We start from the raw sequence: 24,264 nt of genomic DNA on the forward strand, positions 1-24,264 counted from the left end.
TCACTCCTCTCCGGTGTGCGGGACGCGTCCGGCGGGGACGACGCCCAGGCGGCCGGCCTGGTAGTCCTCCATCGCCTGAAGGATCTCGGCGCGGGTGTTCATCACGAAGGGGCCGTAGTGGACGACCGGCTCGCGGATGGGCTGCCCGCCGAGCAGCAGCACCTCCAGGTTCGGCTCGGCCTGCGGCTGAGCCGTGTCGGCGGCGACGGTGAGCGCCCCGCCCTGGCCGAAGACGGCCAGCTGGCCCTTGCGGACCGGCCTGCGCTCGTCACCGGCGAAGCCCTGCCCGGCCAGCACGTACGCGAGGGCGTTGAAGCCCGGGTTCCACGGCAGCTCCAGCCGCGCGCCGGGGCTCACGGTCGCGTGCACCATCGTGATCGGCGTGAACGTGACGCCGGGACCGCCGTGCCCGTCCAGGTCGCCGGCGATCACCCGCAGCAGCGCGCCGCCGTCGGCCGAGGCGAGCAGCGCCGTCTGGCGGCCGCGGATGTCCTGGTAGCGGGGCACGTGGAACTTGTGGGCGCGAGGCAGGTTGACCCAGAGCTGGACGCCGTGGAACAGCCCGCCCGAGACCACCAGGTGCTCCGGCGGCTTCTCGATGTGCAGCAGGCCCGAACCCGCGGTCATCCACTGGGTGTCGCCGTCGGTGATCGTGCCGCCGCCGCCGTTGGAGTCCTGGTGCTCGAAGATGCCGTCGATGATGTAGGTGACGGTCTCGAAGCCGCGGTGCGGGTGCCAGGGGGTGCCCTTGGGCTCGCCGGGCGCGTACTCGACCTCACCCATCTGGTCCATGTGGATGAACGGGTCCAGCGCGGACTGCGGCACGCCGGCGAACGCGCGCCGTACCGGGAAGCCCTCGCCCTCGAACCCGCTGGGCGCGGTCGTCACCGACCTCACGGGCCGCCGCACGACGGTGGCCGGGTCCGGTACGGCGACGCGCGGCAGCGTCAGGGTGTCGGCGGTGATGGCGGGCATGACCCCTCCTGGTTGTTGAAACTTCAACTGGTTGCTCGCCACAACACGTGAACGCCGCCGGGCATTCCCCGGCCTACCTTGATCGCAAGTGGGGGACATCCCAACACGCCCACTGGTAGGTTTCTGCACTGTCTGTTGATCTATTGGGGGTTTACGGTGAACCAGCCGTTGGTGGCGGACGATCCGCGGCGGTTGGGTCCGTACGACATGCTCGCCCGCATCGGCGAGGGCGGCCAGGGCGTCGTCTATCTCGGGCGGGCGGAGACCGGGGAGCTGGTCGCCGTCAAGCTCCTGCACCGCGGCCTGCTGACCGACCCCGGCGCGCGGAGCAGGTTCCTGCGCGAGGTGCAGCTTGCCCAGCGGGTGGCAAGGTTCTCCACCGCGCCCGTGCTCCACGCCGACATCGCGGGCCAGCAGCCGTACATCGTCAGCGAGTACGTGCCGGGGCCCTCGCTGCACGACCTCGTCACCCTGGAAGGGCCGCGGCGCGGCGCCGCGCTCGACCGGCTGGTCATCAGCACCGCCACCGCGCTGGCCGCCATCCACCGCGCCGGCATCCGGCACGGGGACTTCAAGCCCGGCAACATCCTGATGGGGCCGGAGGGCCCCGTCGTGATCGACTTCGGGGTCGCCCGCGCTCTGGACGCCCCGGGCACCACCTCGTCCGGATCGGTGATGGGGACGCCAGCCTACCTCGCGCCGGAGCAACTCGGCGGGGTGCCGGTGACGGCGGCGGCCGACATCTTCGCGTGGGGCGGGACCGTGGTGTTCGCCGCCTCGGGCCGGTCCGCGTTCGGCGCCGACTCCACCGCGGCGGTGATCAACCGCATCCTCAACCAGGAACCGGACATCTCCGGGCTCAGCGGGACGCTGCTCGAGCTCGTCACCGCCGCCCTGTCCAAGGATCCGGCCAGGCGGCCGAGCGCCGACGACCTGGTCGCCCGGCTGACCTCGGCGGCCACGACGCCGGCGCCTCCTCCGGCGCCGCCCCCGTCTCCTCCGGCGCGCGGGCGGCGCCGTACGGTGATGCTGACGTTCGCGGGCAGTGCGGCGGCGGCGCTGATCGTCGCGGGCGGCGTGCTGCTCAACACGGGCGGCCAGCCGGTGAGCTCGGCCCCGGAGAGCAGCCCGGCCTCCCAGCCGCCGGTCTCGTCCGGCACGGCCCAGCCCACGCTGCCGTCACAGACGAAGATCACGGCACGGCGGACGATACCCCCGGCACTCAGTCAGACGCCCCGCCCCAAGACGTCGGCGCCCACCGCCAAGCGGACGCGCACCAAGCACCCCGTGACCACGTCGGTGGACAACGAGTCCGGCGTGCGCTCGACACCCGACCCGAGCTCGGGAAGCGCCCCCGAACCGACAAAAGAGACAACCACCGCCCCGCCACCCGCTCCCACGCAGTGGCAGCCGTCCACGATGGACAACCCCTTCACCTGCTGGCCCCAGACCTGTTGAGTGCGCTCGTTACGGTTTGCGGCCCACACCGCAGACCGCGTGGACCGTGGTGGCCTGAGGCTGCGGTGACCCGGACGGCCGCCGCCAGAGCGGCGTGGACACCACGCCCGGCTCCACGAGCTCGAGCCCCTCGAAATAGCCGGCCAGCTGCTCGGGGCTGCGCAGCGTGTAGGGGAAGGCGGCCCGCTCGTTGTAGAAGCTCACCGCCTCCACCAGCGCCGGGTTGACGTCGACGCCGTCGGACAGCGCCAGGTGGCTGCCGGACGGCAGCGCCGCGACATAGCGGCGGACGAGATCGGTGGCGACACCGTAATCGGGCACCTGACCGGCGATGCTGAGCATCATCAGGCCGATCGGCCGGGCGAAGTCCAGCGTCTTGGCCGCTGCCGCGAGGACGGTGCCGGGCTCGCGCACGTCGGCGTCGACGTAGTCGGTCATGCCCTCCGGGCTGCCGGAGAGCAGGGCGCGGGCGTGCACGAGCACCAGCGGGTCGTTGTCGACGTAGACGATGCGGGACTCGGGCGCGATGCGCTGCGCCACCTCGTGCGTGTTGTCGGCGGTGGGCAGACCCGCGCCGATGTCGAGGAACTGCCTGATGCCCGCCTCGGTGACGAGGTACGTCACCGCTCGCCGGAGGAACTCCCGCTGGAGCCTGGCCACCTGCGCGAAATCGGGGAACATGCGCAGGAGAGCGTCCCCGGCCTCGCGGTCCACGGGGTAGTTGTCCTCTCCGCCGAGCAGGTGGTTCCAGACCCGGGCGGAATGCGGCTTCGTACGGTCGATCCTGGGGTCGGCGTCCATTCCGGAAGCGTATACGATCTTCCCGATCAGCCCACGGGCGGTTCCGCATGGATCAGCCGCTGTACGGAGCCACCGTGATCTTGTCGATCAGGGGAGCGTACTGCGAGCGCAGGAGCACTCCGGGAAAGGTCTCCGACGCGTAGGTGGTGCCGTCGAAGTCGGGCAGTTCCGCCGCCGAGAACTCCACGCTGTTCTCGCCCCGCTTCAGCCGCACCGGGACCGTCAGCTCCCAGAAGTTGTTCTCGTGGAACGTGTGCGGGAACATGACGCGCTGCGGAGTGGCGCCGTTCACCGAGATGTCGGCGTGCCTGGCGAGCGGGTCCGGGTTGTAGTGCGTGGCGGCCGACTGCTCCGGGTTGGAGTAGCGGATGCGCATGGCGTACGTGCCGGTAGCGGCCGACCGCACCTCGAGGCGGTCGACGAGCGGTGTCCCGAACCTGCCGGACCCGAGCAGCCTCGGATCGAGAGCGGCCGCGGCGTCCCGAGCGGAGTAGACCCCGAAGGTGGCCGAAGCGCCGCGGCCGACCGCGACGACCCCGGAGCCCGAGATGTCGCCCTTGTGCCCGCCCTCGTACGACGGGCGGGTCCCGCGCAGGTCGGCCAGCTCAGCCTCGTAGAGGGAGGGTGTACTTCGCGTCCTCCGCCTCGTACGACCGCTCCCACAGCTAAGGTGAGGACGCCGTCAGAGTGCCCGCGCCGGCGGGAGTTCGCGGCTGTTGGTGTTTGAGTGTGGCCGAATGTAGCTCTGAACTTGTCGTTTAACCCGTGGCGCTGTCACCTATCCGTGTAGCGGTCCCCAGCCTCGACACATCCCAGTGAACTCACATAGCGCGCCTGAGTCCTTCGTCGATGCGACTGCGCAAGGAGCGTAGCGCCTGCCTGAGCTCTGCCGGTTCGATGTCCGTGACGTCGGCGTCGAAAGTCAGGAGCAGTCCTGCCAGCCCTGCCCATGACCACGCACCGAGCGTGAGTCGGCAGCTGGAGTCGGTGTCGTGCTCGACCGTCGATCCGCCGGGGGCGAACTGGGCGACGACGGGCGCAGGTAGTGCGACGAGCGCCGACCCGCGGCATGGCCATTCCGCCGGGGTGTCGCCGCGGTCGTGCGTGCTCATGACGAATGCGACCGGATCGCTGTGCGGGACGTCGCGGCGGTCGAAGGTTCTCCCCGTGGGCATGCGTGGTTCGAGGCGGTCGATTCGCATCGCGCGCCATCGGTCCGCGTCCGGTTCGAACGCGACGAGGTACCAGCGTGCCGCCCACACGACGAGGTCGTGCGGTTCCAGCGTGAGCGTCGTCGGTTCGTCCTCGCCGGTGTAGTCCACGCGAACGATGTGCTGTCGGTTGATCGCGCCACCGATGACGCCGATGATCTCGGCGTCGATGGGCGCTGCGGGGAACTCCCAGTAGTTGCGCGCTGCGGACACGGTGAACGCTTCGGCGTGGATACGGCTGCGGGCGGGCATCGCCTGCTGCAGCGTGGCGAGGGCGCGGGCCGAGTTCTCGCGGATGCCGGACAGGATCGTGGGGACGGTCTGGAGCGCGACGGCCACCGCGACAGCCTGGTCCTCGTCGAAGACGACCGGCGCCAACCGGGTGGCGCGGCCGAGCCGGTAACCTCCGCCCGCGCCGCGCACGGCCTCGATCTCGTACCCGAGCTCTCTGAGTGTGTCGATGTCGCGTCGCACGGTCCGCACAGACGTCCCGAGCCTGGTGGCGAGCTCCTCAGCGGTCAGGGTCGCGCCGATCCCGAAGATCGACAGCAGCTTGAGCGTCCGCGCGGAGGTGGCAGCCATCGCTCATCCCCTCACATAAAGCGGCCACTCGATGGCAACTATACCTGCCATTGTGGCCTGCATGACCGCTTCACAGAGCCCTCCTCAAGAGGGCACGCATGCACCCGCCGCTTCCGCGGCACTCATCTCCGGCGCGGGCGCGAGCGCGGCGCTCCTGGTGGTGCTCTTCGGCTCCTTCATGGACCTTGTCGACGCGACGATCGTCACCGTCGCGGCCCCGGCGATAGCCCAAGACCTGGGGGCCAGCGACGCTCAGATCCAGTGGACGATCGCCGCCTACGTCCTCGCCCTGGGTGCGGGCCTGATCACCGGCGGACGGCTCGGTGACCAGTACGGCCGCAAGCGCCTGTTCATGATCGGGCTGGCCGGGTTCATGCTCACCTCCGCACTCTGCGCGCTGGCCGCCGATCCGGGAATGCTCATCGGCATGCGCGCCGCGCAGGGACTGACCGCAGGGATCATGGTTCCGCAGGTGTTCGGGATCATCCGGGCATCGTTCGCTCCGGGCGAGCGTGCCAAGGCGTTCGGCGCCTATGGGGCGGTCCAGGGTCTCGCGTCGGTCGCCGGCCCACTGCTGGGTGGGCTGCTCGTTGACGGCGACCTGTTCGATCTGGGATGGCGCACAATCTTCTGGATCAACGTGCCTGTCTCGATCCTGGCGCTCATCATCGGCGCGAAGGTTCTGCCGGAGTCCCGCTCCACCTCGACCGCGCGGCTGGACCTCCTGGGCGCGCTGCTCGCGGCCTCAGGCATCCTGCTCCTGCTCCTGCCGATCATCCAGACCGAGACCTGGGGATGGACCTGGGCCAGTTACGCCCTCCTCGCCGCCGGAATCGTCGTGCTGGCGATCTTCCTCGCCTACGAGCGCCGTCTCACCGGACGCGGTAACGAACCCGTCTTCGATCCGGCTCTGCTCCGAATCCGCGCCTTCGCGATCGGCCTGAGCGCGTCCGTGCTCTTCTTCGGCGGCATCGGGTCGTTCTTCCTCACCCTGTCGGTCTACCTCCAGAACGGCACAGACCGCACCGCGTGGGAGACCGGCCTGGTGATCCTGCCTTACGCGCTCGGCTCCATCATCACCTCAGGGCTCGGCGTCGCTCTCGCCGCCAAGGCCGGGAGAGCCCTGCTGATCATCGGCTCGCTCACCATCGCGGCATCCCAGCTCGTCCTGTGGGCGATCATCAGGGACGGCAACGATCCCGGATACTGGCACCTTGCCCTCGCTCTTTTCATCGGCGGCCTAGGGCTCGGTCTTGCCGCCCCCATCCTCGTCAACGTCGTCCTCGCCGGCATCCCCGGACGCAACGCGGGCGCCGCGGGCGGCGTGCTCTCCACCGTCAACCAGATCGGCGGCGCCATCGGCATCGCCGTTCTCGGCACGGTCTTCTTCACCGCCGTCACCGGATCGACGACCGGCACACCGGGACTGGCCGACTACGGTCACGCGCTCAGCATCGTCCTCGTCGTCTCCGCGGTGCTCTACGTCGTGGCGGCACTCGTGATGCTCGCGCTCCCGAAGGCCGCGGCCGAGCACGTCAATCAGTGAACCCGTGTGGGGAGAACCGCACCGCTCAGCTTGCCGTTTAGCCTTCGGCAGCGTTCTTGCTGGTCAGCGGCGTCGGAGGTCGGCGCGCCGCCGGGCAGGTTCAGGGCGCGGCCTCCTCCCGCGCCGTCCACCAGCGACGCGGTGGAGCCGTTGACCAGCGTTCCGTCCAGGCCGTTGCCGGAGGAGTCGGTGATCGTGCCGGTGGAGAGGTCGTCCGCGTCGAACGCGTAGACGAGCACGGGAGCGGGCGGGTCCGCGGTCGCCGCATTCGCGACGCCCGTGGTCAACGCCATGGTGAGGGCGGCCGGGAGTAATCCGGCTCGCATGGCCTGGGTGATGCTCGGAAAGGTCATCACGATGTCCCTGGGAGGTGTGAGCGTTAACAAATCTCAGGGAGGGCACGGCAACGCAACTGAGGGTTTCGCTGAGGTTACGTAGCCGCGCTCCGTGCGTCAATGGGTCGATCTATCGTGTTTCCGGCATGTCACGATTTGGTATCGCCGGTTGCCCTCGCCCTTGACGCCTGCTGCCTGGCGGCGCGACAGTCGAGCCACATCGTTGAACCGGTTCGCTTACTTCGGCGGCCGCAGGGCGAGAGCTTCCCGCCCCGGTCCGGGTCGGCCTTGCCCCAACACCAGGACAAGGGCGCCGTCCGGTCGACGATGTGAGGGCATTCGCAACGTCACTGTCGAACCGGTTCAACTACAGGAGGTGAGTGTGGCGACGATCGGAGACGTGGCCCGGGAGGCCGGGGTGAGCCGCAGCACGGCGTCGTACGCGCTGTCGGGCAAGCGGCCCATCTCGGAGGAGGTGCGCCGGCGCGTTCTGGCGGCCGCCGAGGCGCTCGCGTACACGCCGAACGCAGGCGCCCGCGCGCTCGCCACGTCCCAGACCAAGGTCCTCGGTCTGCTCGCCCAGTTCCACGAAGACGAGTTCGCGCCCGCGATGATGCAGTACATCGTGGGTGTCACCGACACCGCCCGCGACCTGGGCTACGACACGCTGCTGGTCACCGAGGCCGACGGCGCGCGGGCGCTGCGGCGCATCACCGACTCCCGCATGGTCGACGGTGTCGTCCTCATGAACATCGCGCAGGACGACCAGAGGCTGCCCATCCTGCGGGCGGCGCCGCAGCCGGGCGCCCTGGTCGGCCTGCCGGGCGACTGCTCCGGGCTGGACGTGTTCGACCTCGACTTCGAGGAGGCCGGCAGGGTGATGGTGGACCACCTCCACCGCCTCGGCCACCGCGAGCTCATCCTGATCTCGCAGCCCGAGCACGTGGTCGAGCGGGGCGGCGCGTACGTGTGGCGCCTCCGCGACGCCGCGCTCGAACGGGCCCGGCAGCTCGGCGTCACGCTGCACGCGGTGTACGGCGAGTCCCGCCAGCCGGCCGTCGGCCGCCTGCTCAACGCGCTGCTCGACGCCTACCCGTCGGCGACCGGCCTGATGGTCAACAACGAGGCGGCCACGGCGGCGCTGCCCTCCGTCGCCCACGAGCGAGGGCTGCGCGTGCCCGAGGACCTGTCGGTCATCGGGCGCTACTCCGCCGAGTTCGCCGCGACCTTCTCCCTGCCCTATTCGTTCATCGAGAGCGCGCCCGACCGCCTCGGGTCCATGGCGGTGCGCCAGCTCGTCCGCCGCGTGGAGTCGCCGGCGGCGCGCGACGAGCCGTTCGTGGTGCGCTTCATCTCTCCCGAACTCATCTCCCGGGGCAGCACCGCACCTCCGGGAGCACCTCGCCCGAACGCCCGCTAGCAGCGGGCCCGACCCTCCGACACCTTCCGGTCGCGCTCATTGTGAGCGCTAACATTGGAGTGAGATCGATGAACCGTCCGTCGATGTCCACGAGGGCGGCGGTCTTCGGAACCGCCGTCCTGGCACTGTCCGCTCTGGCCGCCTGCGCGTCCGCCCCCCAGGGCGGCGCCACCGCCACCGCCCCCACGGACGGCGGCGCGAGCGGAGGCGGCGCGTACACGTGGTGGGACCCGTACCCGCAGCACGACGCGTCCTCCGCCTGGGCGAAGCGGGTCGACTCCTGCGGGCAGCAGGCCGGCGTCACCATCAAGCGCACCGCGTACGACACCACCGCGCTGACCAACCAGGCCCTGCTCGCCGGCCAGGAGGGCAACGCGCCGGACGTCATCCTCCTCGACAACCCCGCCGTCTCGACGCTCGCCGACGCCGGGATGCTCACCGCGATGTCCGACTTCGGCCTCGACACGGCGAGGTTCGACAAGAACCTCATCGCCGCCGGCGAGCTGGACGGCAAGACGTACGGCATCCCCATCGGCGCGAACACCCTCGCGCTCTACTACAACAAGAAGATCCTCGACGCGGCCGGCGTCGACCCCAAGTCGATCAAGGACTGGGCCTCGCTCGACGCGGCGCTGAAGAAGGTCAAGGCCGCGGGCAAGAAGCCGATCACGTTCTCGGCCATCGGCACGGAGGAGGGCTCGTTCCAGTTCCTGCCGTGGTTCTGGGGCTCCGGCGCGCAGCTCACCCAGCTCGACTCGCCCCAAGCCGTGGCGGCCCTCGACCTGTGGACGAAGTGGGTCAAGGACGGCACCGCGCCCAACTCCGTCATCAGCAACTCCCAGAACACCACCTGGGAGCAGTTCCTGACCGGGGAGTTCGCGTTCGCCGAGAACGGCACCTGGCAGATCAACAGCGCCAAGAAGGCGGGCTTCCCCACCGGGATCGTGCAGATCCCCGGCAAGGACGGCGGCACCGCCGCCACGCCCACGGGCGGCGAGTTCATCACGGTCCCGGTGCAGAAGGACACCAAGCGCTACGACGTCACCAAGAAGATCCTCGAGTGCATGACGACGCCGGAGGGCCTGGTGGAGACCGGTACGACGTTCGCGTACTACATCCCCTCCACCGCCGAGGGGCAGCAGGCGATCCTCGCCAAGGAGCCGGAGCTGAAGCCGTGGGTCGACGCCGTGCGCTCGGCCAAGGGCCGGACCAGCGACAACCTCGGCACCAAGTACCCGAAGATCTCCGAGGCGCTGTGGACCGGGGTGCAGAAGGCGCTGAGCGGCGCGGCCACCCCCGCCGACGCGCTCAAGCAGGCGCAGGCGCAGGCGAAGCAGGCCACCGGCAGCTGATCCGATGACCTCCCTCCGCACCAAAGCCACCGAAGCCACCGAAGCCACCGAAGGCACCGAAGCGGTCATGGCGCGCGGAGCGGTCCACGCGGCTCCCCGGCGGCGGTCGGGGAAGTGGACGGCTCTCGCGTTCCTCGCACCGCTCGTGATCTACCTGGCCGTCTTCTACGCCTACCCGCTCTACCGCAACATCGACCTCAGCGTGCACGACTACACGCCCCGGGCGTTCGTGCGGGGCGACGCCGAGTTCACGGGGCTGGACAACTACGCGGACATCCTGTCCGACGACACGTTCGTCCGGGCGCTGCGCAACACGGCCGTGTTCACCCTGGTCTCCATCGCCGCCCAGTACGCGCTCGGCCTGGCGCTCGCGGTCTTCTTCCACCGCAACTTCCGCCTGTCCGCGGTGCTGCGCGCGATGTTCCTCGTGCCGTGGCTGCTGCCGCTGATCGTCTCCGCCTCGACCTGGTCGTGGATGCTCAACAGCGACAACGGCATCGTCAACGCGGCCCTGCAGGCGTTCGGGATCGGCCAGATCAACTGGCTCACCTCGCCCGGCACCTCGCTGCTGGCCGTCACCATCGCCAACATCTGGCTCGGCATCCCGTTCAACCTGGTCATCCTGTACGCCGGGCTGCAGAACATCCCGCCCGACCTGTACGAGGCCGCCGGCCTGGACGGGGCGAACGGGTGGCAGCGGTTCTGGCGCATCACCTTCCCGCTGCTGCGCCCGGTGTCGGCGATCACGCTGCTGCTCGGCCTGATCTACACGCTCAAGGTCGTCGACATCATCTGGATCATGACGAAGGGCGGGCCGGCGGACGCCTCGACGACGCTGGCCATCTGGTCGTACCGCGAGGCGTTCGGCACCGGCCAGCCCGACTTCTCGCCGGCGGCGGCCGTCGGCAACCTGCTCATCCTCATCGCCTTCGCCGCGGGACTCCTGCACGTGCGTCTCCAGCGCAAGGAGGGATCTTCATGAACAAATGGAAGACCGCGGTGGGCGTCGTGCTCGTCGGGCTGATGCTCTTCCCGGTCTACTGGATGTTCAACGTCTCCCTCACCAGGACGGGCGACATGCGCGCGGACCCGCCGCACTGGTTCCCGTGGAACCCCACGTTCGAGGGGTACGCGGCCGCGTTCGCCCAGCAGCTGCCGGCCCTGGCCACGAGCCTGTTCATCGGCCTCGGCACCGTCGCGCTCACGCTGGTCGTGGCCCTTCCGGCGGGATTCTCGCTGGCCAGGCTGCGCCCACCGGGCGCGCGTGGGATGGACTTCCTGCTCCTCGTCGCGCAGATGATCCCCGGCGTCGTCATGGCCATGGGCTTCTACGCGATCTACATCAGGCTCGGGATGCTCAACACCGTGCCGGGCCTGATCGTCGCCGACTCGACGCTGGCCGTGCCGTTCGGGGTGCTGCTCTTCCGGGCGTTCATGGCGAGCATCCCCGGCGAGCTCATGGCCGCGGCGCAGATCGACGGGGCGAGCACCTGGCGCACGTTCCGGTCGATCATCCTGCCGCTGAGCCGCAACTCGGTGATCACGGTCTCGCTCTTCGCGTTCCTGTGGGCGTGGTCGGACTTCATCTTCGCCTCGACCCTCAACCGCAACAGCGACGTGATCCCGATCACGCTCGGCATCTTCCGCTACATCGGCAACAACACCACAGAGTGGAACTCGATCATGGCGACCGCCGTGATCGCGTCCATCCCCGCGGCCTTCCTCCTGGTCCTCGCGCAGCGCTACATCGCCGCCGGGGTCACCGCGGGCGCCGTGAAGGACTGAAACACCCGTTCGTCGAAAGGTTCACCACATGACCAGCCCCGTGCTGCCGTCGCAGGGCCGGGTGCGCCCTCTCGGGCTCGCGCAGGTCTCCATCACCGGAGGGTTCTGGGGGAGCCGGCAGGCCGTGAACGCCACGGCCACACTCGCACACTGCGAGTCGTGGATGGAGCGCCTCGGCTGGCTGGCCAACTTCGACCGGGTCGCCGACGGGACGACCTCGCCCGACCGTCCCGGCTGGTCGTTCTCCGACTCGGAGGTCTACAAGCTGCTGGAGGCCCTGTCCTGGGAGTGGGGCCGTACCTCCGACCCGGAGGCGGAGGCGGCGATCAAGCGGCTCACCGCGCGCGTCGCCCGCGCCCAGGACCCGGACGGGTACCTCAACACCTGCTTCGGGCACGGCGAGCAGCAGCCGCGCTACAGCGACCTGGAGATGGGCCACGAGCTCTACAACACCGGCCACCTCCTGCAGGCCGCGGTGGCCCGGCTGCGCACGTACGGCGAGGACGAGCTGGTACGGGTCGCGCGGCGGGCCGCCGACCACGTGTGCCGGGCCTTCGGCCCGGACGGCGTGCCCGGGATCTGCGGGCACCCGGAGATCGAGGTCGGCCTCGCCGAGTTCGGCCGGGCACTGGGGGAGGAGCGCTACGTCGAGCAGGCCCGCCTCTTCCTCGACCGCCGCGGGCACGGCACGCTCGGGGACATCCCGCTGGGGCGCGCGTACTTCCAGGACGACATCCCGATCCGGGAGGCCGACGTGTGGCGCGGCCACGCCGTCCGCGCGCTCTACCTGAGCGCCGCGGCCGTGGACGTGGCCGTCGAGCGCGGCGACGACGAGCTGCTGCGTGCCGTGGAGCGGCAGTGGGAGCGCTCGGTCGCGCGCCGCACCTACATCACGGGCGGCATGGGCTCGCGCCACCAGGACGAGGGCTTCGGCGAGGACTGGGAGCTGCCGCCGGACCGGGCCTACTGCGAGACGTGCGCCGGCGTCGCCTCGATCATGGTCTCCTGGCGCCTGCACCTCGCCACCGGCGACGTCCGCTACACCGACCTCATCGAGCGCACGCTCTACAACGTCGTCGCGACCTCCCCGAGCCCCGACGGCCGGGCGTTCTTCTACGCCAACCCCCTCCACCAGCGGGCCCCGGGCAGGCCGGCGGACGCGGACGAGGTCAGCCCGCGCGCCGAGGCCGGCGTCAGGGCCGCCTGGTTCGACGTCTCCTGCTGCCCCACGAACGTCGCCCGCACCCTGGCCGGCCTCCAGGGCTACCTCGCCACCGCCGACGACGACGGCCTGCAGATCCACCAGTACGCGCCCTCGACCATCCGCGCCGAGCTGCCGGACGGGCGGCGGGCAGCGGTGGAGGTCGAGACCGCCTACCCGGAGAGCGGAACCGTCCGCGTCCGGATCCTGGACGACGGGCTCTGGACGCTCGCCCTGCGGGTCCCCGCCTGGGCCGCCGGGGCCACGCTCGCCGACGAGGGGCGGGCGCGAGCGGTCGAGCCCGGCATGGCCACGGTGCGGCGGGCCTTCCGGGCGGGCGAGGTCATCACGCTCGAACTCCCGATGGAGCCCCGCTTCACCTGGCCGGACCCCCGCATCGACGCCGTACGCGGCTGCGTCGCCGTCGAACGCGGCCCCGAGGTCCTGTGCGCCGAGTCGCACGACCTCCCGCACCCCGGCGGGCTCGACGCCCTGGCGATCGACCCGCTGTCCGGCCCGCGTGCCGAGCCCGGCGGCGCCCGGGTCCGCGGCCGCCTGGCCGCACCCCCCGACCGGCCGTGGGCGTACTCCCGTGCCACGGCTGCCTCCGCGGCGGACGTCGAGTGGATCGACGTGCCGCTGCGGCCGTACCACTCATGGGCCCATCGCGGCCCGTCGAGCATGCGCATCTGGTTGCCCATCGAAAAGGAGTGACACGATGTCCCGAATCCGAGTGCTCGCCTTAGCCCTGGTCACCACGGCCACCGCCCTGGTGACCACCGCACACCCGGCCGCGGCGGCGGGCGCGACGCTGAACGTCAACGTCGCGCAGCCGTTCAGGCCGGTCACCCACGTCGCCTCCGGCGGCCTGTACGGCCTGGCCGAGAACTCCCGCCCGGCCGACTCCACCCTCCTCCCGATCAAGGTGAGCTCCCTCACCCAGCCCGCGCCCGGCGTCGGCCAGCGCCCCAACGGCCAGCCGCCCGGCGGCGACTCCCTGCTGGTGGCGCCGCAGGCCACCCGGGTCGGGGCGGGCGAGTTCATCCGGATGCCGGACATCTACCCTGACTTCCCGTACAGGTGGGTGAGCTGGAACGACTGGCTGGCCAAGGTCAACACCATGGTCAACGCCCGGCTGTCGGCCACGACGGTCACGAACGTCCTCGGCTGGGAGCTCTGGAACGAGCCCGACTGGACGTGGAACACCTCCGCCGCGGGCGCCTTCAACGACGGCTGGGTGCGCACGTACCGCGCGGTGCGCGCGCTCGACACGCTGACGCCCGTCGTCGGCCCCAGCACCGCCACCTACAACCGCTCGTGGATGCAGTCGTTCCTCACCAACGCCAAGAACACCGGCACGCTGCCCGACATCATCTGCTGGCACGAGCTGGTGGACCCCGCCAGGATCGCCGGCGACATCGCCGACTACCGCAACCTGGAGGCCTCGCTCGGCATCAGCCCGCGCCGCATCTCCATCAACGAGTACGCCGCCACCAGCGAGGTGGACGTCCCCGGCCGGATCGCCAGCTACGTCGCCAAGTTCGAGCGCGGCGGCGTGGAGTCCGCGCACCGGGCCTTCTGGTACGAGTACGGCACCATGAACGGCCTGGTCGTCAACAACAACCAGCCCACCGGCACCTGGTGGCTGTACAAGTGGTACGGCGACATGGCCGGGAACATGGTGACGACGACGTCGACCACGCAGACCGGGCTGGACGGGTTCGCCTCCTACGACGGCACCCGCAAGACCGTCAACGTGGTGTTCGGCAACGAGTCCGGCACCAACACCGTCAACCTCACGGGCCTCGGCGCGCTCGGCTCAAGCGTCCGCGTCACCCTCTCGTCCACCCCGGCCAGCGGCCGCTTCACCGCCGTCACCGCGCCCACCACGATCTCCACGACGACCCGGACGGTCAGCGGCGGGCAGCTCAGCGTGTCCGTGCCCAACATGGTGGCCACCAGCGGCTACCAGCTCACCGTCGAGCCGGCCAGTGGGGTGCCCTCCTACCAGCAGCGGTACGAGGCCGAGAACGCCTCCGTGTTCCGCGCCCAGCGGCTGAGCGCCTCCAGCGCGTCGGACGGCGGCTACGTCGGCCGGATCGACAACTCGGGCACGCCGCGCACCGACAGCTACGTCGACTTCGTGGTGAACGTGCCCACCGCGCGCTCGTACACGATGACCATCGGGTACGCCAACGGCACCGGCGCCACGGCGACCCAGGGGCTGGCCTACAACGGCGGCTCGTGGACCACTGTCAGCTACCCGCCCACCTCGGGGTGGGGGCAGTTCGGCGCCACGGTCAGCACCACCGTCACCCTCAAGGCCGGCTACAACGTGATCCGCCTGGCCAAGGGCTCGCCGTACTTCGCGGGCGGCACGGGATACGCCGAACTCGACTACATCCAGCTCACCTGACCTGACCCTGGCGATCCGGCGCCACCGCGCCGGATCGCCGCGATGGCCTCGTCAGTACGTGGCGGGCATCTGGGTGGTCAGGCCGTCGCTCACGGTGAACGCGCTCGAGGTGACGCTCGCGGTGGCGGCCGTCAGGCCGGCCGCGGTGGCACGCAGGGTGATGGTCCCCGGCGTGCGGGCGGCCCGGACGAAGACCCGGTTGACGCCCGCCTCGGTGTCCAGGTACGGCTTGTGGACGCTGCCCGGCTTGCCGGGGTTGAAGCCGCCCAGGAAGGTGGCGGGGCCGGTGAGGGTGAAGTCGACGCGGGCCTGGTGGGTGGGCATCCGGCGGCCCTGCGCGTCCACCGCCTCGACGTCGAAGAAGGCGATGTCGCTGCCGTCCGCGCGCAGCCCGCCGGGCGCGGTGCGCGGCGTCAGCTTGAGCGCGGTGGCGGCACCGGCGGTGGTCTTGGAGGCGCGGACGACCTCCTGGCCGGCCGCGTCGTAGCCGACGGCGGTGATCGTGCCGGACTGCCAGGCGACACCGGAGAAGGAGTACAGGAAGTCCTGGGTCGCGGAGGTGTCGTCGCCCACCGGGGTGCCGTTGACGAGTAACCGGACCCGGCGCACGTGCGCGGAGGCCATGACGTACACGGTCTTGACGGTGCCGGCGGGATACGTCCAGTGCCCGATGACGTGGATGTCCGGGGTCGGGCTCTGCATGACGCGGTAGGTGTGCAGCGACTCCTTGGGGATGCGGACCGCGTCGACCCGGCCGGACAGGCGGGCGCACTCCCAGTTGTACTGGCGGCCGTGCTGGTTGGAGTCGGCCCAGATGAGGGCGGCGGCGCCGGAGTAGCGGCGGTCGCCGGGGCCCTGGATGCGCTGCCCCCAGAACTCGTAGCGGGTGGCGGCGGCGTGCGGTCCGGCGAAGTCCTCGGACGTGAGGTGGTAGGTCACGTCCGGCCCGGTCACGTAGCCGAAGTCCGGGGGAGAGTAGTTGTCCCAGACGCGCCGCGGCGCCTCGTCACGCGTGTATTCGCACTCGATGATGGGCTTGCGGTCGCGGGCGTAGACCGAATAGTGCCGGTTGAGCATGGTGCCGACGTACTCGGCGGCGTCCACCGCCGCCGTCCCGCCGTAGGCGGCGTCGTCGGAGATGGCCCGGCAGCCCATCGCCCGCCCGCCGTTCGGGTCCCAGGTCTTGCGCAGGTCGGTCATCTGGCGCATGTGCTCGGCGGTGATCCAGTTGTTGCCGGCCTCCCAGAACAGGATGCTGGGGCTGTTGCGGAAGTAGACGAGCACGTCCCGCATGAGCTCGACCCGCTGGTCCCACTGGCGTCCGGTGACGTCGGACTCCTTGTCCCCGGCGGGCTGGACGGACACGATGCCGTACCGGTCGGTCATGCGGATGTTCGCCGGCGTGGCGGCGACGTGCATCCAGCGGATCAGGTTGGCGTTGCTGTCGCGGATCATCTCGCCGTCGAGGTGCGTCATCCACTCCGGTACGGCCGCGCCGATCGCGGCCCACTCGTTGGTGGCGCGGACGGCGTACCCGGTCAGGAAGACAGGGTTGTCGTTGATGTAGACGCCACCGCTGGTGGCGCCGCCCCTGAACTCGGTCTTGCGGAAGCCGGTGACGATCGGGTACGCGTCGATCACCGTGTCGCCCTCGGACAGGACGACCTCCACGGTGTAGAGATACGGCCTGCCGGGCTGCCAGAAGCGCAGCTGGCTGATCCGCTGCGACAGCTTGACGATCTGCGTCTGCCCGGCGGCCAGGGTGACCGGCGACCCGGGGATGGTCGCGCGTACCTGGCCGTCGGCCTGGATGACGTTCGCGGAGACGGTGACGGTGCGGGCGGTGGTCAGCTCGTTCCTGACCTGGGCCTCGACGTTGACGGTCGCCGTCGCGCCGGAGACGTTCACGGCGCTCGGGTAGACGTAGGTACCCACGGTCCGCAGATTCGTGTAGAGCGGCAGCGTGAAGTACGTCTTGGGCAGCACGTACATGCGCACGTTGCGGGTCAGCCCGCCGTAGGTGGGGTTGAAGTCGCGGGTGTCCCACTGGAACGCCGTGCCGGTGGCCTGCTCGGGCCGCCATTTGGTGTTGTCGGCCTTGATCGCGATGACGTTCTCGGCGCCGAAGCGCACCTGGGCGGTGATGTCGAAGCCGAACGGCGTGACACCGTATTCGTACAGGCCGACCTGGGTGCCGTTGACGTACACCGTGGCCGCCTGCCGGACGCCCTCGAACTCCAGCAGCACCTTCTGCCCGGCCTGCCCGGCCGGCAAGGTAAAACGTTTCCGGTACCAGACCGGCTGCATCGCCACGGCGGACTCCCCGGAACTGGTGATGTAGTTGTCGAAGGAGTCCACGTCGTTGAAGGTGTGCGGGACGCTCACGGTCGCCCAGGCGGAGTCGTCGAACGAGGTCGTGTGCGCGTTCGCCACGTCCTGCTTGATGAAGCGCCAGTCCGGGTTGAGGTTGTGGACCACCCGGCTGCTCGCCGTCGCGCCCGCCGCCTCGCCGGCCGTGGTGAGGCCCGCCGCGCCCAGGGCAAGGGCGCCGGCGGCGGCCAGCACCGTCCTTCGCCGCACTGCCGGCTGTCCTGAGTCAGACATTGAGGAATCCGTCCATGGCCGCGGTCGGGCGAAGGGTGGCGGGATCCCACGCCCCGCTGCCGTACGTGGCGAACGGCGAGTAGACCTCCGGCTCCCAGTAGAAGGTGCCCAGGCCGCCGAAGCTCTTCAGGCCGGTGATGAAGGCCCGCAGCGAGTCGCGTACCTGGGCCGGCTTGTTCAGCGGCCCGCCGTACTCGACGTGCATGACCGGCTTGCCATAGGAGGTCTGGATGGTGTGCATGTTGGCCAGCACCGGCGAGACGTTGGAGCCCTGGGCGTAGGAGGAGAGCCCGGTGATGTCCCACCTGCCGCCATTGTCGCGGTAGGCGTTGAGGAAGTTCTGGATGCTGCCGAGGTTCTGCGGCTGGGCCAGGTGCACCAGCACCGGCGTGCTCGGGAAGACCTGCTTGACCATGTCGTACGCGGCGTTGAGCAAGCCGGTCATCTGGGCGGGCCGGCTGATGCTGCCGACCGGCTTGCAGATGCCCGAGTTGGTCTCGTTGCCGATCTGCACCCATGCCGGGGTGACGTTGTTGTACTTGAGCACGTTCATCGTGTGGAAGACGTAGTCGTACATCGCGTCGAGCATCTGGCTGTAGCTCATCGAGGCCCACGCCGCGGGCGGGTTCTGCACGCCGACCGAGTTCCAGGTGTCGCCGAAGTGATAGTCGACGAGCACGGCCAGCCCCGCGTTCTTGCAGCGTACGGCCATCGCGGCGGTCTCATCGATGCCGCAGTGCCCGGCCACCGGGTCGCTCGAGGGGTTGACCCAGGTCCGCAGGCGGATCGCGGTGATGCCGTACCCCTTGAGGATGGTGAACAGGTCCTGCGTGGCCCCCGCGCTGTTGCGCCAGGTGCGGCCCTGCGCCTCCATCTGGGGCATCCAGCTGATGTCGGCGCCCTTGACGAAGCTCGCCGCTCCTGCCTCCCGCGTGCCGGTGCCCACGCCCAGCGCGAGGGCGCCGGCGGTGGCGGCCGTGCCGAGGAGCACGGCGCGCCTGCTCAGCTCGGCGGGTACGGATGTGCGCATCTCTGCCATGAGCGAGTTCCCTTCGCCGGGCCTGGCGGCTGTGTTAGCGGTAACAGGGAGGGTTAAAACGGTTTAACCGTAAGAACCTGTCTGGGGAGCGTCAAGAACGCTCACCGGTGATGTGGCGGGAACGCGCGGCTGACCAGGGAGGCCGACGGCGCGCGCGGTGAAAATTTCATGCGCCGGGGGCGCTCGAACTTCGCTACGTTGCGTTTCGTTGAGGAAAGCGGCCAAGGAGTGCTGATGAGAGAAGATGTGCGCATTTCGCTGCCCGACGCCAGTTCACTGGCGGGGACGTTGGCACTGCCTGACGGGACCGCGCCCGCGGCCGGATGGCCGGGGGTCGTGGTGTTACACGAAATCTATGGCGTCGAACCGGACATGCTGGATGTGGTGGACCTGTTCGCCGAGCATGGCTATGCGGCGATCCTGCCGGATCTGTACAGCCACGGCACCAGGATCGGGTGTCTGTCGCGGGCGATGCACCAGTTCGTCACCGGCAAGCCGGGCCGGCCGGCCGCCGACATCGACGCGACCCGGCAATGGCTGGCCGGCCGCGAGGACGTCGACGGTGATCGGCTCGGGGTGATCGGATTCTGCATGGGCGGCGGGTTCGCCCTCGCGTACGCGGCGAGCGCGCCGCCCGGCGTGCGAGCCGCGTCGGTAAACTACGGCGCGGTTCCCCCTGACAGGGAGGAGTTGCGGTCGGTGTGCCCGGTCGTGGGCTCCTACGGCGGCCGTGACCAAGGCTTCGGGCCGCACGGCAGGCGGCTGCAGGAGCACATGCGGGCGCTCGGCATCGAGCACGACGTCGAGATCTATCCGGACGCCGGGCACTCCTTCATGACCGACGGCCACCACCCCGTCGCGAAACTCGCGCTGTTCCCGCTGCGTCACGGCCTCGTCCGCGCCGCGGCGGACGACGCGTGGCAGCGTACCTTCGACTTCTTCGACGAACACGTCGCGAACCACGCCTAGGGCGCCGCGTTGCCGTCCTCACGCGATCGGAGGCGGCTTCACCGCGCCCCGCGAACCTGACCTCGCGGGTGCGGTCATGTCAGACTGCGGATATGACCCACACCCATGACGAGGACCCGGCGTGTGAGGTGGCCCATCACGAGGCTCCTGGCGAGCTCGCCGGGCGGACGCTGGTCGCCGTCTTCGCCTCTCCGGTGGCCGACTGCCTGCTGAGGTTCGGGGCCGAGCTCGGCTTCCGCCCGATCCTCCTGGAGCCCGACCCTGAGCGCCGCGTCGGCGGGTTCACCGTGGTGACCGAGCTCGGCGACTATCTCGACGCCGCGGCCGATGTGGTGCTCACCGACCATCACCGCGAGGAGATCGGGCCGGTTCTCCGCGACGTGCTCAAGTTCCCTGTCCGGTGGATCGGCATCATGGGCAGCGCCCGCCACGTGGCACCGCACGTGCGGGCGCTGGCCGACCTCGGCGTGCCGCCGGAGGAGATCGCCCGGGTGCACCGGCCCATCGGGCTCAACATCGGCTCGCGCACGCCACCGGAGATCGCCGTCGCCACCCTGGCCGGCCTGATCGCCGACCGCAACGGCCGCCCCGGCGGCTTCCTCTTCTAGGGGTTCTCAGTCGTCCTGCGGCTCGGGGTCGTCGGCGCCACGTGTCGCCGCGATCACCCGCATCAGCATCTGGTGCAGGCCCTGTAGCTCGTCGATGTCCATGCCGAGACGGGCCACGATGGCGGGCGGGATCTTCTCCGCCTGCGCTCTCAGCTCTCTGCCGGCGGGGGTGAGGGTCACGGCCAGGGAGCGTTCGTCCTTGCTGTTGCGTTCGCGGTGGATGTAGCCGAGGGCCTGCAGCCGCTTGAGCAGGGGCGACAGGGTGCCCGGGTCGAGCCGCAGCAGCTCGCCCAGCTCCTTGACCGACAGGGGCTCGTGCTGCCAGAGCGCGAGCATGGCCAGGTATTGCGGGTGGGTCAGCCCCATGGGCTGGAGCAGCGGCCGGTACAGGCCGATCACGCTGCGCGAGGCGATGCTCAGGGCGAAGCACACCTGCCGGTCCAGCGCCAGAAGATCTGTTGCCTCTCTCACAGGCTCCATGTGCAGGCACCTCCCGCTGCGCCTGGTAACTTACTTTGTGTACAAACTAATAGCCTACAAATAGTTGCCAGGCAAATCGCCTGGGGCCGGCCCTGGAGGGATGTCTTCGTGTTTCACCGCAAGCCGCTGGAGGATCGCATCGCCGAGCGTCAGGCCGAGCTGCGTCCCTTGAAGGAGGGCAAACACTTCGAGCACGGCCCGGCCAAGTTCATCTTCATCTCTCTGATCGTCATCGTGGTGCTCACGCACGTGGTCGGGCTGGCCATCGCCATGCACTTCTACTCCTGATGACGCCGCGGGCGCGTACGGACGTCAGAAGGCGTTGACGAGGACGACGTAGACGGCGGTGCCGATCCCGACGCTCAGGATCGTGCGGCGGCCGAAGGCGAGGTGGACGCCCGCGGTGACGGCGACGGCGAGGAGCGCGTACAGCGTCGCCTGCGGCTCGGCGGCGATGGTGCCGTGCAGGGCCGTCACGGCGAGGATCGCCAGGATGCCCACCGGCATCCACGCCGACAGCCGCTGCACGATCGCCGAGGTGCGCAGCGTGCGCAGCACCGCGAAGGGGGCGGCGCGCAGGGCGAGGGTGATCGTGAAGACGATCGCCAGGACCGCGACGAGGTAGGCGGTGCTAGGCATCGGCGGCCTCCCGGACAGGTTGCGGGGCGGCCCGGCGGGCGGTGAGCGCGTGGCGGGCCAGCAGCAGGGCGACGCAGAGCAGCAGCGCGGTGAACATGGCGACGCCCGGGGTGAGGACGAGGGCGACCGCCACGCTCGCCCCCGCCAGCAGCGCCGAGGGGATCTCGCGGCGGGAGCGGAACGCGTCCAGGGTGAGTCGCGCACCCCCGCGGCGATCTACCGGCGGCGGGTGGCCGCGGCCCGGGCCGGAGCCGGGGCGGTCATCAGGGTCGGAACGTCATGTCGCACCCCACCATGGTCTCGCGGAACGCGCGACATGTGGTTGCGAATATTGCTCATGATGCTGGCTGTGGTGCAATCTTCTTTCATGGATGCGATCGACAGAGCAATCATCGCCGAGCTGGAGCGGGACGGGCGGCTGACGAACGTCGAGTTGGCCGGCCGGGTCGGCCTCACCACCGGGCCGTGCCTGCGGCGCGTCCAGCGGTTGGAGGCCGAGGGCGTCATCCGCGGCTACCGGGCCGTCATCGACCCCGCCGCCGTGGGCCGCTCCTTCGAGGTCCTGATCGACCTCACCCTCGACGCCCAGGACGCGGAGACGGTCGAGCGCTTCGAGCAGGCCCTGGCGCAGGCCGAGGAGGTCCTTGAGCTGCGCCGCCTGTTCGGCAGCCCCGACTACTTCGTACGCGTGGCCGTCGCCGACCTGGCCGCCTACGAGACCTTCCTCAGCCAGCACGTCATGACCATCCCGCGCGTCAGGGGCATCACCTCGCACTTCACCATGAAGAACGTCAAGCCGGCCCTGTAGGCGGGGTCACGGCTGCTGCGGGATGAGCTGGATGCGGATGCTGTTGTCGTACGGGACCACGATCGTCTGGTCGCGGCCCTGCTGCCACTTCGGGGGGACCAGGAAGAGCCGGCCGCCGGAGGCGAGGAGCAGCCGGAAGCCGCGGTAGCGGTGGGCGAAGCTCGGGTCCTTGCCGGTCGCGGTGAGGGTGATGTGCGTGATGCCGGCAGGGAGGTCCTGCAGCGGTTCCTTCACGTCGAGGATGACCTCGGCGCGCCGGCCCAGTTGCTGCGCGTCCTCCTCGCCGAGACCGGTGCCGAAGGCGAAGGCGACCTGGGTCGAGGCCCAGAACAGGCCCGCGACGGCCAGGCCCAGCGCGCTCAGCACGCCGTTCCTGGCCAGGCGTGGTGACATGAGCGGGCGGCCGCGGTTCTTGCCGTGGACGTGGATCCCGTACACCAGAGTGGCGGGACCGAACGCCAGGGCGAACGGGGTCGGCCCGATCTCGACGCTGGTGCTGGGATCCTGGAGGAAGATGCCGATCATCGCGCGGCCGATCAGCAGCAGGCCGACGAGCGCGATGCCGGCGGCCAGGAACGTGTTGGCGACGTCTCCGGGGTGGCGGGCGAGCTGCCAGGACACGGCGGCGTGGACGCCGATGACCAGCAGCGCGCCGAGGCAGATCAGCGCGGCCGGCACGTACACGACCTCGAGGCCGTAGAGCAGCAGGCTCTGGTTGGACAGGCCCGTCATGTCCAGGGAGACGCCGAAGAACTCGAAGCGGGCGCGGGTGGCCAGGTAGCCGAAGTAGATGAGCAGCGCGGTCGCCAGCGTGGTGGGTCCCACGGCCTCGGCGAGCTTCCGGACCCGCGCGGAGATCGCCTCCTGCCCACCCGCCGCCTCCTGCTCGCCGCTTGTCTCCTGCTCGCGGCGCGTCTCGTGTCCGCTTCTGGTCTCGTGTCCGCTGCTCGTCTCGTGTCCGTCGGGCGTCGTCGTGCCGTCCGCGGCGGGGTGCCCGGCCGCGGTTCCGCTCGCGGGCACGGGCGTCGGCACGGGCCCTTGGGCGGGCGGCGTCTGCCCTTGCGCTGCCGGGGTGGGCTCGGGCGCGGCAGGCGTCATCATCCCTCCGGAGTCGTGGCCGGGTCCGCGCCGGTCGCGCCGTCGTCCGAGGTGCCGGACCCGTCGTCCTGCGTGCCCGAGTCCTCCTCCGAGGAGCCCGAGTCCTCGGTGGAGGTGCCCGTGCCGTCCGGCTCCGGCTCAGGGGAGGTGCTCGAACCGTCTCCATTGTCCGAGGTGTCGGAGCCGCCGACGTAGAACTCGAACCGGGGGACGTTGTTGGCCGTCGTGCCGGTCACCACCACCGGCGCCTCCGCCGTCGGCGGCCGGCCGCCCCAGTCGCGGACCTCGTCGCAGGGCGCGTCCTCGACGTTGACGCACACGTACCGGAAGCGGACCACGGCCTGGATGACGTACGGCTTGTCCGAGGCGTCACCCGTGATGATCGCCCCGGCGAGGCACTGGGAGCCGGGCCTCAGTGTGACGCCCTGGCAGAGGGGGTCGCCGGTGGGTTCGCAGTGGCCGGGGGCCGATCGGGCGGTGGCGCGGCCGGGGCCCGACTCCACGGTGAAGGAGACGGACTCGATCGTCCCGACGGTGGAGGTCTTGTTGATGATCGTGATGCATCCGTCGTCGCCGGGGGAGCCGTCGAGGCGCACGCCGTTCCAGTGGACGCCGCGACGGGTGTTGCGCGACGCCTGCGGTGTGGAGCCGCCGCCGTTGGGCTGCTCGGCGTTGTCGTCGCCCGTGTCGTCGCCCGTGTCCCGGCCGGGCGCGTCCTCGCCGGTCGAGCCGTCCGGCGTGTCCGTGGAGCCATCCGGGGCGTCGGCGTCGCCCGTGGGCGCGTTCGTCCCGGTGTCCGCCACCGGCTCCGTGCCGCCGCTCGTGGCGACGCCGGCCAGCCAGGCGATCCCGAGGACCGCCACGAGGCCGAGGATGCCGGCCATGATGAGGATGCGTGTCCGCGAAGGCGTCATGAATCCCCCTGGGGAACGTCGCC

Annotated in this window: 24 protein-coding genes; 12 read left to right on the forward strand and 12 right to left on the reverse strand. The window is 70.4% G+C overall.

The features are described 5' to 3' along the window. A complete protein-coding gene (locus tag AB0J64_RS29045; RefSeq protein WP_364033430.1) occupies positions 1-975 on the reverse strand; it encodes a pirin family protein in 975 nt (324 codons plus the stop codon). Between the two features lie 156 nt (positions 976-1,131). Here AB0J64_RS29045 and AB0J64_RS29050 point away from each other — a divergent pair, with 156 nt between their 5' ends. After that, the gene (locus AB0J64_RS29050) at positions 1,132-2,433 is read left to right on the forward strand and encodes a protein kinase (protein ID WP_364033433.1); all 1,302 of its coding nucleotides are present in this window, start codon (positions 1,132-1,134) and stop codon (positions 2,431-2,433) included. Between the two features lie 9 nt (positions 2,434-2,442). Here the strand turns inward: AB0J64_RS29050 and AB0J64_RS29055 are convergent, their stop codons facing one another. The 3 genes from AB0J64_RS29055 to AB0J64_RS29065 form a co-directional block, all read right to left on the reverse strand. Further along, positions 2,443-3,234 carry an SAM-dependent methyltransferase gene (locus AB0J64_RS29055; RefSeq protein ID WP_364033436.1) on the reverse strand — a complete coding sequence of 264 codons (792 nt, stop codon included), beginning with the start codon at positions 3,232-3,234 and terminating at the stop codon, positions 2,443-2,445. A gap of 52 nt (positions 3,235-3,286) precedes the next feature. After that, the gene (locus tag AB0J64_RS29060) at positions 3,287-3,640 is read right to left on the reverse strand and encodes a hypothetical protein (protein WP_364033439.1); all 354 of its coding nucleotides are present in this window, start codon (positions 3,638-3,640) and stop codon (positions 3,287-3,289) included. A 415-nt stretch (positions 3,641-4,055) separates the two neighbouring features. Next, positions 4,056-5,027 (reverse strand): WYL domain-containing protein, encoded by a 972-nt coding sequence (locus AB0J64_RS29065; protein WP_364033442.1) that lies wholly within the window; start codon positions 5,025-5,027, stop codon positions 4,056-4,058. Between the two features lie 61 nt (positions 5,028-5,088). Between AB0J64_RS29065 and AB0J64_RS29070 the strand changes: the two genes are divergently transcribed. Beyond that, positions 5,089-6,573 (forward strand): MFS transporter, encoded by a 1,485-nt coding sequence (locus AB0J64_RS29070; protein ID WP_364033445.1) that lies wholly within the window; start codon positions 5,089-5,091, stop codon positions 6,571-6,573. Here AB0J64_RS29070 and AB0J64_RS29075 read toward each other — a convergent pair. After that, a complete protein-coding gene (locus tag AB0J64_RS29075) occupies positions 6,567-6,926 on the reverse strand; it encodes a hypothetical protein (RefSeq protein WP_364033448.1) in 360 nt (119 codons plus the stop codon). The two genes, AB0J64_RS29070 and AB0J64_RS29075, sit on opposite strands and share 7 nt — an antisense overlap. 364 nt (positions 6,927-7,290) lie before the next feature. On the opposite strand from AB0J64_RS29075, the gene AB0J64_RS29080 reads away from it, so the two are divergent. The 6 genes from AB0J64_RS29080 (at position 7,291) to AB0J64_RS29105 (ending at position 15,082) form a co-directional block, all read left to right on the forward strand. After that, positions 7,291-8,328 carry a LacI family DNA-binding transcriptional regulator gene (locus AB0J64_RS29080; protein WP_364033451.1) on the forward strand — a complete coding sequence of 346 codons (1,038 nt, stop codon included), beginning with the start codon at positions 7,291-7,293 and terminating at the stop codon, positions 8,326-8,328. An 83-nt stretch (positions 8,329-8,411) separates the two neighbouring features. Then, on the forward strand, positions 8,412-9,680 hold the full coding sequence (locus tag AB0J64_RS29085) for an extracellular solute-binding protein (RefSeq protein ID WP_364033454.1): 1,269 nt from the start codon (positions 8,412-8,414) through the stop codon (positions 9,678-9,680). A gap of 4 nt (positions 9,681-9,684) precedes the next feature. Continuing rightward, complete coding sequence (locus AB0J64_RS29090) at positions 9,685-10,662, forward strand: sugar ABC transporter permease (protein ID WP_364033457.1); 978 nt, start codon at positions 9,685-9,687, stop codon at positions 10,660-10,662. Next, positions 10,659-11,465, forward strand: coding sequence for a carbohydrate ABC transporter permease (locus AB0J64_RS29095; RefSeq protein ID WP_364033460.1), 807 nt, complete (start codon positions 10,659-10,661; stop codon positions 11,463-11,465). The genes AB0J64_RS29090 and AB0J64_RS29095 overlap by 4 nt, the downstream gene beginning before the upstream one ends. A gap of 28 nt (positions 11,466-11,493) precedes the next feature. Beyond that, positions 11,494-13,380, forward strand: coding sequence for a beta-L-arabinofuranosidase domain-containing protein (locus tag AB0J64_RS29100; RefSeq protein WP_364033463.1), 1,887 nt, complete (start codon positions 11,494-11,496; stop codon positions 13,378-13,380). 4 nt (positions 13,381-13,384) lie between these two features. Then, entirely contained in the window at positions 13,385-15,082 is a 1,698-nt protein-coding gene (locus AB0J64_RS29105; protein ID WP_364033466.1) for a CBM35 domain-containing protein, read from the forward strand. A 51-nt stretch (positions 15,083-15,133) separates the two neighbouring features. On the opposite strand, the gene AB0J64_RS29110 is transcribed toward AB0J64_RS29105, so the two are convergent. Together AB0J64_RS29110 and AB0J64_RS29115 are read right to left on the reverse strand one after the other, a co-directional pair. Beyond that, positions 15,134-17,662, reverse strand: a complete 2,529-nt coding sequence (locus AB0J64_RS29110; RefSeq protein WP_364033469.1) for a sugar-binding domain-containing protein — start codon at positions 17,660-17,662, stop codon at positions 15,134-15,136. Between the two features lie 16 nt (positions 17,663-17,678). Then, positions 17,679-18,725: a glycosyl hydrolase 53 family protein gene (locus AB0J64_RS29115; protein ID WP_364033472.1), complete on the reverse strand. Its 1,047-nt coding sequence runs from the start codon at positions 18,723-18,725 to the stop codon at positions 17,679-17,681. A gap of 234 nt (positions 18,726-18,959) precedes the next feature. Between AB0J64_RS29115 and AB0J64_RS29120 the strand changes: the two genes are divergently transcribed. Next, a complete protein-coding gene (locus AB0J64_RS29120) occupies positions 18,960-19,694 on the forward strand; it encodes a dienelactone hydrolase family protein (protein ID WP_364033475.1) in 735 nt (244 codons plus the stop codon). Between the two features lie 92 nt (positions 19,695-19,786). Continuing rightward, positions 19,787-20,302 carry an XdhC family protein gene (locus AB0J64_RS29125; protein WP_364033478.1) on the forward strand — a complete coding sequence of 172 codons (516 nt, stop codon included), beginning with the start codon at positions 19,787-19,789 and terminating at the stop codon, positions 20,300-20,302. 6 nt (positions 20,303-20,308) lie between these two features. On the opposite strand, the gene AB0J64_RS29130 is transcribed toward AB0J64_RS29125, so the two are convergent. Beyond that, a complete protein-coding gene (locus AB0J64_RS29130; protein WP_364033481.1) occupies positions 20,309-20,782 on the reverse strand; it encodes a MarR family transcriptional regulator in 474 nt (157 codons plus the stop codon). A gap of 108 nt (positions 20,783-20,890) precedes the next feature. On the opposite strand from AB0J64_RS29130, the gene AB0J64_RS29135 reads away from it, so the two are divergent. Next, a complete protein-coding gene (locus AB0J64_RS29135) occupies positions 20,891-21,070 on the forward strand; it encodes a hypothetical protein (RefSeq protein ID WP_364033484.1) in 180 nt (59 codons plus the stop codon). Positions 21,071-21,094: 24 nt separating this feature from the next. On the opposite strand, the gene AB0J64_RS29140 is transcribed toward AB0J64_RS29135, so the two are convergent. Continuing rightward, the gene (locus AB0J64_RS29140) at positions 21,095-21,421 is read right to left on the reverse strand and encodes an AzlD domain-containing protein (protein ID WP_364033486.1); all 327 of its coding nucleotides are present in this window, start codon (positions 21,419-21,421) and stop codon (positions 21,095-21,097) included. After that, positions 21,414-21,554, reverse strand: coding sequence for a hypothetical protein (locus AB0J64_RS29145; RefSeq protein ID WP_364033489.1), 141 nt, complete (start codon positions 21,552-21,554; stop codon positions 21,414-21,416). The genes AB0J64_RS29140 and AB0J64_RS29145 overlap by 8 nt, the downstream gene beginning before the upstream one ends. Before the next feature lie 234 nt (positions 21,555-21,788). Between AB0J64_RS29145 and AB0J64_RS29150 the strand changes: the two genes are divergently transcribed. Beyond that, positions 21,789-22,229, forward strand: coding sequence for an Lrp/AsnC family transcriptional regulator (locus tag AB0J64_RS29150; protein ID WP_364033493.1), 441 nt, complete (start codon positions 21,789-21,791; stop codon positions 22,227-22,229). A 6-nt stretch (positions 22,230-22,235) separates the two neighbouring features. On the opposite strand, the gene AB0J64_RS29155 is transcribed toward AB0J64_RS29150, so the two are convergent. Together AB0J64_RS29155 and AB0J64_RS29160 are read right to left on the reverse strand one after the other, a co-directional pair. Then, positions 22,236-23,330: a hypothetical protein gene (locus AB0J64_RS29155; RefSeq protein ID WP_364033496.1), complete on the reverse strand. Its 1,095-nt coding sequence runs from the start codon at positions 23,328-23,330 to the stop codon at positions 22,236-22,238. After that, complete coding sequence (locus AB0J64_RS29160) at positions 23,327-24,241, reverse strand: hypothetical protein (protein WP_364033499.1); 915 nt, start codon at positions 24,239-24,241, stop codon at positions 23,327-23,329. The genes AB0J64_RS29155 and AB0J64_RS29160 overlap by 4 nt, the downstream gene beginning before the upstream one ends. Positions 24,242-24,264 lie beyond the last annotated feature (23 nt).

This window comes from Nonomuraea sp. NPDC049695, assembly GCF_040674955.1.
Lineage (GTDB): Bacteria > Actinomycetota > Actinomycetes > Streptosporangiales > Streptosporangiaceae > Nonomuraea > Nonomuraea helvata.